This is a genomic window from Intestinibacter sp., assembly GCF_022780145.1.
Taxonomy (GTDB): Bacteria; Bacillota; Clostridia; order Peptostreptococcales; family Peptostreptococcaceae; genus Intestinibacter.
The window spans coordinates 1-9,201 of the sequence record NZ_JALEXO010000130.1; the positions used below are offsets into that span (position 1 = coordinate 1).

Below are 9,201 nucleotides of genomic sequence, written 5' to 3' on the forward strand. Positions count from 1 at the left end.
GTGCTAATGCTGCTACTATATAAGCTGCTGCAGTTCCTAATGTTAAAGCTCCTACTAATGGACTAGTCATGAATCCATATACTAATACGAATGTTACTAATGAATCTCTTAATACTAATCTCATTTGATATTTTCTAGCAACTTCTTCTTTTGAAAGTGATTTTTTAATTTCTAAGTCTACTTCTACTAAGTTTCTAACTATTTCACTTACTAGAGTGAAGAATCCAGCTGCTGCCATTGAAATTATAATTCCGTTTGTCATACCTGCTACTAGGCCATTGTATGATACATAAGTAAAACATACTGTAAATGATAATACTAAATCTCTAAACATTTTGTTATCCATATCGTTTCTAAATAATTTGTTCATATCCACTACCTCCTAAAACTTTTAATTAATTTATTTTTTTATATTTTATTTTCTTGTCTTTTGTTAATTCAATTATATATCGCAAACTATAAATCTTCTATAAGTATATTAACCCAAAATATCACAATATTAACATAATCTAACTTTTAGTTTTTTTATTGTTTATTTTTATATAAAAAAGTAACAAACCATTGAAACTACAAAGTTGTATCTATGTTTTCCGAAAAATTTTAATTTTTATTAAAAGCAATATACTCCTTATTTTAGCCGTAAAATATATTGTTATATTCATGCATTTTTTGAAATCGTTTTCCAATAATTCAATCTATTTTCTCGATAAAAAAACAAGTAACTATCACAAAACAAACCTTGTGACTGCTACTTGTTAAACTATCAATAAATCTCAAAACTACCCCATGATAGAAATCAAATTATAAAGTGTACATATAGCATAAGGGAAAATCTCCTCGCTAAAATCGAACTTACTATTGTGAATAGGCCAGTTTTCACCGCCATTTTCGGCGAAAAATACTATCCTAACTCCAGGAATTAATCTAAAATAATACGCCGCATTATCTCCTGCCAAGAAAGGTTTCTCTCCTAAGACAAATCTATCTCCGAATATTTCCTTGCCGACTTGACTTCCCATTTTGACTAATTCTGGGTTGTTTACTAAGCCAGGAAGGTGTGATATTAAATCTACATCGATAGTTGCATTTGTTTCTTCTTCGATTGCCTTCATCTTATCTTGTAAATAAGTCAGTACATAACTGAAATTTTCATCGCTAAATGCTCTTAGAGTCCCCTCTAATTTAACAGATTCAGCCATTATGTTGTTTTTAACTCCACCGTTTATAGTTCCCATTCCAAGGACAAATTGCATCTTGTCCTTTAATTCTTCGTTGATATCATCTATAGCACTTACTACCTTTGCAGATACAGATATTGCGTTTATTCCCTTTTCTGCCTCGCCCCAATGTGCTGATTTTCCAGTTACTTCGATGCCAACTCTACCCAGAGTTGCTGTAGATACACTCTTTTGGATCTCCATTCCTATTGGCTCTGAGTTTGCGTAGTGGAAGATGATCATCTTGTCTACCTTTGGGTTTTCTAGGACTTTTTCTTCTATTAGCTTTTTAGCTCCTTTTCCTACTTCCTCTGCTGGCTCGAAAATAAATTTGACATTGCATTTTAATTGTTCTCTGTTTTTATAAAGCAATTTGGCTACACCTAATGCAGTCGCTACTATACCGTCGTGACTACAAGCATGCATCGCACCTTTATTTTTAGACTTAAAGCTTAAATTAGTCTCCTCTTCTATAGGCAATGCATCTATCTCAGCTCTCAATGCAACTGTAGGAAAGCTAGGATCGTTCATCAAAGTAGACACAGCACCTGTATCTCCTACTATGTATGCATCTAAACCAATTTCCTCTAGGCATTTTTTTATGAATTTAGATGTTTCATATTCTTCTTCGCTAATTTCTGGATACATATGTATATGTCTTCTTATTTTTACAACCTCTGGTATTACATTCTTTATATCTTCACTATCTACAAACATTAATAGTCCTCTCCTTTATAAAATACACCGTATATTTCTAATTTCTAAATTATTACATCCAAATAATTAAATTTTAAAGTAGCTCTTTATAACCTCCATAACTCCATTTTCGTCATTTGATTTAGCGTGATAGTTACTGATTTGTTTTAATTTTGGATGTGCATTTTCCATAGCATAGCTGTATTTACAGCTTTGAAGCATTTCATAATCGTTTAAATAATCTCCGAAAGCCATCGTTTCATCGTAAGTTATTCCATAATATTCTTGTATTCTCTTAATAGCTTCTCCTTTGTTTACTCCTGGATTCATAAAATCCATCCATAACTCACCTGATACGCAGATTAAAAAATCATCTTCGACCTCACTAAATTCATGAGATAAATATTTTTCAGAGTTCTCATCATGGAATAATGCTATCTTACAGATTCTATCTCTACCTTCTCTGACAACATCTAACACATCATCTAATACTTCTAGTTTTTCGTAGTACATAGCGGCGTTCTTTTTAAATATTTCACCTGTATTTTCAGTGTAAGCACCCTTTTCGCCACATAAAACTATCGATGCTCCCTTTATCTTTCTAGCTATTTCAACTGGTTTAAATAATTTTTCTTTGTCGATTTCATCGAAATATATCATTTTATCATTATCTAAAACCATAGCTCCATTTTCACTTATATAAATAAAATCTTGATCAAATCTCTTAAATATCTCAACTAAATTGTAGTATTGTCTACCACTTGCTACTATAAATCTAACGTTTTTTTCGTTTAATTTACCTAAAACATAATCCATCTCTTTAGGAAAATTCTTTTGACTGTCTAAAAGTGTTCCATCCATATCACTTGCTATTATTTTAACCATATTTTTCTCCTTAATATTCTCATTCTAACCATATATTTCTAAAAATAACCTATATGTATTTTAACATACTCTAAAAAATAAGAAACTTTTTGCACAAAAAAATCTAGATAAAAATCTAGATTTCTTCAAAATTTATTCTATCTATTAAATTTAATATATCTTCTTTTCCTCTTAGTAATTCATACCATCTAGTAGGTATTCCCTCAAATCCGTAAATAATTCCTGCTAATCCACCTACAACGGCTGCTGTTGTGTCGGTGTCATTTCCATATGCAATCGCCTTTTTTATAGCCTCTTCATATGAGCTACTTTCTCTGATAACCTTAAACGCTGTCTTTAAGCAGTCGATTACATATCCAGTACCTCTTTCGACTATATTTCCATCTGGCAATATATTGTTCTCAAATTCATCTAAATAATCTTGTTTATATTTATATATCTCTCTAAGAGATTTAATAGCATCATTATATGCTTCTTCAAATTCCATACCCTCAAGCATATATTTTGCTATCAAATTGTAAAATGCACAGCATACATGGTTGCAAATATGACCATGTGTAATCATAGCCTGCTCATGAGAATCAATAACTAACTTTACATCTCCTTCATTTTCAAGAAGCGCTAGAGCCAATGTTCTCATCAAAGCTCCATTTCCTTTTCCTTCTGGTTCACATAGACCAGATCTCCTTGGGCTTGTCCCCCTTGCATAATCAGCTAATGCCCTTAAGGTTTGTATTCCTACATCAAAGATGTTTCCATCTATAGCCCATAATCCATCTGACAGCCATGCCAAAAATTTCTTAGCCACATTATCTATGTCAAATCCATCACATTCTATGTAGCTATCCATTATACATAAAAACTGAGCACCGTCATCTGAATATGTACCAAAAGGCACATCGCTGTAAGTTTTTCTAAAATTATCCGGAGTAATTATATCAATTTTATCTAACTCTGGAATCCTCTCCTTTGGATTAAATTCATATGGTACCCCCACAGCATCACCTATAATCAATCCCCAAATTCCACCTAACACCTTATTTCTTGGATACGACACTTTATTCATAAAGCATGCCCCCTTTAAAATAAACTTTGTTAATATTATATCTTATATTATAAATTAAAAACCTTTTCTTTTCACTTTTTTTTAGTTCAAATACACAAAATTTATCTGATAAGTTCAATATTTTCAAAAAAAAAAGTTGGTGTTATTTCACCAACTAAACACATCTAAAACCAGACCTTGTAAGTTTACGCAATCTGATCAAAATTTTTAATCAATATTTGAGATTGAAATGTATATTGAAAATATTAAGGAAGATAATCTTAATATATTAATTCTATACTCCCCTTTAAACTCCTTCATTATTTCAAATTTTTTTTTATTTTTTATTTTACAATTTTCTTTATATTTTATAGTTTTTGTATATATTTATATTTTTATTTTAAAATAAATTTTATTGATATATTTTCAAAAAAATAAAGAAAGAAGATAGCACCGCTCCCTATCAACTTTCTTTTTTAAAAGTTAAAACATATTAAAATATACTCACTTTATCTAAAAATTATTCCATAATTTCTTTTATTTTATCCTTAAAAGCATATGCTAAAATTCTATGACCTTCTTTATCTAAATGTAGCGAATCCTCATGACTTGGATTAACATAAAATCCTGCATCCATAAAATAAGCTCCATGATCCTTTGCTACCTTTTCGTAGCATTTAGAAAATTGTAGACTTTTTTCTCTTGCTATATTTCCACCAAATGAATCTGCATAAGGTGATTCCTCTATATCCTTACCTATATGGATAGGAGCAACTAATAATACCTTGCATGGATTGTGATCTTCATTTTTTTCCTTGCTGTAATTAATAGCCTTGTCCACTATCTTTCCTGCACCATCTGCTATATCAGCAGCAGGCATATTAAATCTCTTCTTTAAATCATTACTACCTAGCATTATAACTACTAGATCCACAGGATAGTTACTCTTTAAAGCTACGTCGAAGTATTGTTCTCCATTTCTATTTTCTCCCATTGGATCATCTAATATAGTAGTTCTTCCATTTAAGCCTTCTTCTATTATCTTGTAATTTCTACCTAACATGGATTGTAATCTTCCTGTCCATCTTTCATTTGTACTGAATCTTTTGCCATTAAGAGGATTATATCCATAAGTATTTGAATCACCATAACATAAAACATTAATCATTTTACATACTCCTCCTCAATTATTTTCTAGTATTAATTATTAAAATATAGTATTTAAAACATATTTCATATTTTTATTTTTTATTTGTTTGAAAATTTAAACTATTTAAATTCCCATAAATACGAAATTATGCACCCATATATAATAATATACCACTATAAAAATAAAAAATAAATATCTTTTAATGGGATTTATCAATGGTTACATTTTATTTACAATAAAAATATTTTCATGATATAAATAAAAAATAAGTATATAATTTACTCTAAGGAGGGATTATATATGAAAAAATCAATTACATTTTTATTGACCTTTATATTGGCTTTTAATATATTTTTTGTAAGTAATAATAGTATCTCAGAAGCACAAACTTCACCAACTAAATCAGCTATTATTACGTCAAATACTACATATTTAAGAAGCGAACGCAGTACTAGCTCTTCAAAGCTCAAAACTCTAACAAAAAACAACATAGTGACTGTAATGGGATATAAAGGCAACTGGCTTAGAGTTAAAGCAGGTACAAAATCAGGCTACATACTATCCAAATACGCTACTATCATGAAAGCACAAACTACGACATCATCTGTAAACTTTAGAAAAGGTCCTGGCACAAGCTATTCATTAATATCAAAAATTCCAAAAGGAAAAAAAATCTATCTAATATCTAAATCAGGTAATTGGAGCAAAGTTTATTACAACGGAAAAATAGGGTATTTATCAAGCAAATATGCAAAAGGTAAATATAGAATATGTATAGATGCTGGTCATCAAACAGTCGGTGATTTATCTAAAGAACCTATAGCTCCTGGATCTTCAGAATTAAAAATCAAAGTCTCTTATGGTGCAGTTGGTTCATACACTAAAGTTCCAGAGTACAAGGTCAACCTAAACGCATCTAAAGTACTTAGATATATCTTAGAAGACCGTGGTTATGATGTAATAATGATAAGAGATATAAATGACATAAAAATGAGCAATGCAGAAAGAGCTAAATTTGCCAACAAAAATAATTGTGATTTATTAATAAGAATCCACTGTAACTCAGCTGAAGAAAACAACCTAAAAGGAGCTACTATTTTCACTCCACTATATAACAATAGATATATATCATCAAGTAAATATAAATCTATATGTAAGCCAAGCTCTGATATAGCTAAATTAACAAATACAGCATTAGAAAATCGCGGTATAAAAATGTTTGGCTATAAACTTTATAAAACTGAAACATTAACTGGATTCAACTGGTCTGAAGTTCCTTGCGTGCTTTTCGAAATGGGATTTATAAGCAATAAAACTGATGACTATAACTTAAACGACCCTGCTTATCAAAAGAAATTTATGCAAGGTGTTGCCGATGGAATAGATGCTTATTATAAATAGGAAAGGGTGTTTTTATGCATAAAATTTTAATTATAGAAGACGATGAAATTATAGCAAAATCAATTGAAAAGGAAATCTCAAACTGGGGATTTACCGCTAAGAGGATTACAGATTTTCAAGATATTATACCTCAATTTGTGGAATTTGATCCGCAATTAGTGCTTTTAGATATTACACTTCCGTTTTTTAACGGATACCACTGGTGTACTGAAATCAGAAAATTATCTAAAGTTCCAATAGTATTTATATCATCTGCATCTGACAATATGAATATCGTTATGGCGATGAATATGGGTGGAGATGATTTTATAGCTAAGCCATTCGATTTACATGTTTTAATCGCTAAAATTCAGGCTATACTAAGACGTACTTACGATTTTTCGACTCAATCTAATTTATTAGAGCATAATGGAGCTATTTTAAATATAAACGACAATTCTATCTCGTATAAAGGTGAAAAGGCTGAGTTAACTAAAAACGAATATAAAATACTTCAAACTCTTTTAGAAAACAAAGGAAAAACCGTGAGCAGAGATAATCTAATGATAAAGCTATGGGAAACTGATAATTACGTTGAAGAAAACACATTAAATGTAAACATCACTAGACTTCGTAGAAAATTAGAGGCTATCGGCCTTAAAAATTTCATCACGACTAAAAAAGGTTTAGGATATATTATAAATTAAGGAGATTAATAATATGAACGATTGCGAATTTAAGCTTATAAATATAATAGCCAGCTATATAAAACAATATATAAAGTCAATTATCCTATTTATAATATTTGTACTTGTATTTTGTGTAGTATTTTCTCTATACGATTTAGAACTTGAGGCAATTTTTTATTCAGCTATTTTATGTATTTTTATAGGTGTAATTTCTATATGCTTAAATTTTATAAACTACTATAAAAAGCATCTCAAGCTTTATAATCTACAAAAGGAAATTTCTTTATCACTAGAAAATTTGCCAACACCTAAAAATTTAATAGAAAACGATTACACTAATTTAATTTTAAATATAGATAAAGACTATAAAAATTACATATCTAAATCAGATATGGCAAAAACAGATATGCTCGACTACTATACGATGTGGGTTCACCAAATCAAAACACCTATATCAGCTATGAAGCTCCTAATACAGACATCCGAAAGTGAAATATCGGGTGATCTTTCATCAGAGCTATTCAAAATCGAGCAATACGTAGAGATGGTACTATCTTATATAAGACTAGATAACAGCGGAAACGACTTTGTAATAAAAGAATACGATTTAGACGATATAGTAAGACAAGCTATTAGAAAATACGCTCCACTTTTTATAAGAAAGAAAATATCGTTGGATTTTCAAAATACAAGCTACAAGGTTTTAACTGATGAAAAATGGCTGGTATTTGTAATAGAACAGCTACTTTCTAATGCTATCAAATACACTAGCAAAGGCAAAATTTCAATTTATTCATTAGAAGATAAAAAACTTGTTATAGAAGATACAGGTATTGGTATTGATAAAGAAGACATTCCTAGAATTTTTGAAAAGGGCTTCACAGGATACAATGGCAGAACAGATAAAAAGGCAACAGGTCTAGGACTTTACCTATGCAAGAAAATAATGACTAAATTATCTCACAGAATTTCTATAGAATCTGAAGTAGGCATAGGAACCAAGGTAATTCTAGATTTATCAACGATAAACCTAAATGTAGAATAAAATAAACATTACAGCTCAAAATTACATCAATGTAAGTTTAAAGGGGGAAATGTAAGCCAAAGAAATGGTTAAGCATTTCCCCCTTTTGCTATAATTAACTCATAAATAAGAAATCAACAAATTAAAATATAAATGGAGGTATTTTAAATGGCAATTTTGCAAGTTAATAATTTAAAAAAAGTATATACAACTCGCTTTGGCTCTAACCAAGTTAAAGCTCTATCAGATGTATCATTTTCAGTAGAACAAGGAGAATACGTCGCTATAATGGGTGAATCTGGTTCAGGAAAAACTACCCTACTTAATATATTGGCTTCACTAGACAAACCAACTAGCGGTGAAGTCCTATTAAACGGTAAAAATATAGTATCTATAAAGGAAAAAGAAATCTCAAACTTCCGACGCAATAATTTAGGATTCGTGTTCCAGGATTTCAACCTACTAGATACATTCTCATTAAAAGATAATATATTCTTACCATTAGTTTTATCCGGTAAGAAATTCAATGAAATGAATGAACGATTACAACCTCTAGCAAAAAAATTAGGTATAGCTGATTTACTAGAAAAATATCCATACGAAGTATCAGGTGGACAAAAGCAAAGAGCTGCAATTGCAAGAGCACTTATAACTAATCCTCAGCTTATATTAGCTGATGAACCCACTGGAGCTCTAGACTCTCACTCTTCTGATGAATTACTACAATTATTTGAGGATATAAACAATGAAGGTCAAACAATATTAATGGTAACTCATAGTACAAAGGCTGCAAGCAGTGCCAAAAGAGTTTTATTCATAAAAGACGGTAGAGTATTCCATCAGCTTTATAGAGGAGATTCTTCTCAACAAGAAATGTATCAAAAAATTTCTGATACTTTGACTATGATCGCTACAGGTGGTGTTAGAAATGAGTAGATTCTTTTATTTTAAATTAGCAATCACAAATATCAAGAAAAATGCTAAGACATATGTACCATATATGATTACATCAATACTTACAATATCTATGTTCTACATCATATGCTCTCTAGGCAATAATCCAAATATAACCAAAGCATGTGGAACAGATTCAATGAAATATGTATTATTCTTAG

At 30.1% G+C, this 9,201-nt stretch carries 10 protein-coding genes; 5 read left to right on the forward strand and 5 right to left on the reverse strand.

The features are described 5' to 3' along the window. From MR593_RS04865 to MR593_RS04885, 5 genes are all read right to left on the reverse strand, one after another. The coding region (locus MR593_RS04865) for a hypothetical protein (protein ID WP_290690328.1) at positions 1 to 370 on the reverse strand (370 nt) is incomplete at its 3' end. Between the two features lie 409 nt (positions 371 to 779). After that, the gene (locus MR593_RS04870; protein WP_290690330.1) at positions 780 to 1,934 is read right to left on the reverse strand and encodes a M20 metallopeptidase family protein; all 1,155 of its coding nucleotides are present in this window, start codon (positions 1,932 to 1,934) and stop codon (positions 780 to 782) included. 66 nt (positions 1,935 to 2,000) lie between these two features. Next, positions 2,001 to 2,798, reverse strand: a complete 798-nt coding sequence (locus tag MR593_RS04875) for an HAD family hydrolase (protein WP_290690332.1) — start codon at positions 2,796 to 2,798, stop codon at positions 2,001 to 2,003. A gap of 115 nt (positions 2,799 to 2,913) precedes the next feature. Continuing rightward, entirely contained in the window at positions 2,914 to 3,864 is a 951-nt protein-coding gene (locus tag MR593_RS04880) for an ADP-ribosylglycohydrolase family protein (RefSeq protein ID WP_290690334.1), read from the reverse strand. Positions 3,865 to 4,363: 499 nt separating this feature from the next. Next, complete coding sequence (locus tag MR593_RS04885) at positions 4,364 to 5,011, reverse strand: SGNH/GDSL hydrolase family protein (protein WP_290690336.1); 648 nt, start codon at positions 5,009 to 5,011, stop codon at positions 4,364 to 4,366. Positions 5,012 to 5,293: 282 nt separating this feature from the next. Between MR593_RS04885 and MR593_RS04890 the strand changes: the two genes are divergently transcribed. From MR593_RS04890 to MR593_RS04910, 5 genes are all read left to right on the forward strand, one after another. Then, the gene (locus tag MR593_RS04890; protein ID WP_290690338.1) at positions 5,294 to 6,394 is read left to right on the forward strand and encodes an N-acetylmuramoyl-L-alanine amidase; all 1,101 of its coding nucleotides are present in this window, start codon (positions 5,294 to 5,296) and stop codon (positions 6,392 to 6,394) included. Between the two features lie 14 nt (positions 6,395 to 6,408). After that, positions 6,409 to 7,080, forward strand: a complete 672-nt coding sequence (locus MR593_RS04895; protein WP_290690341.1) for a response regulator transcription factor — start codon at positions 6,409 to 6,411, stop codon at positions 7,078 to 7,080. Positions 7,081 to 7,093: 13 nt separating this feature from the next. Continuing rightward, the gene (locus MR593_RS04900; RefSeq protein ID WP_290690343.1) at positions 7,094 to 8,107 is read left to right on the forward strand and encodes a sensor histidine kinase; all 1,014 of its coding nucleotides are present in this window, start codon (positions 7,094 to 7,096) and stop codon (positions 8,105 to 8,107) included. Between the two features lie 147 nt (positions 8,108 to 8,254). Beyond that, positions 8,255 to 9,022: an ABC transporter ATP-binding protein gene (locus tag MR593_RS04905; protein ID WP_290690346.1), complete on the forward strand. Its 768-nt coding sequence runs from the start codon at positions 8,255 to 8,257 to the stop codon at positions 9,020 to 9,022. Next, positions 9,015 to 9,201 (forward strand): hypothetical protein (locus MR593_RS04910; protein WP_290690350.1); only part of this gene is annotated, 187 nt, incomplete at its 3' end. The genes MR593_RS04905 and MR593_RS04910, both read left to right, overlap by 8 nt.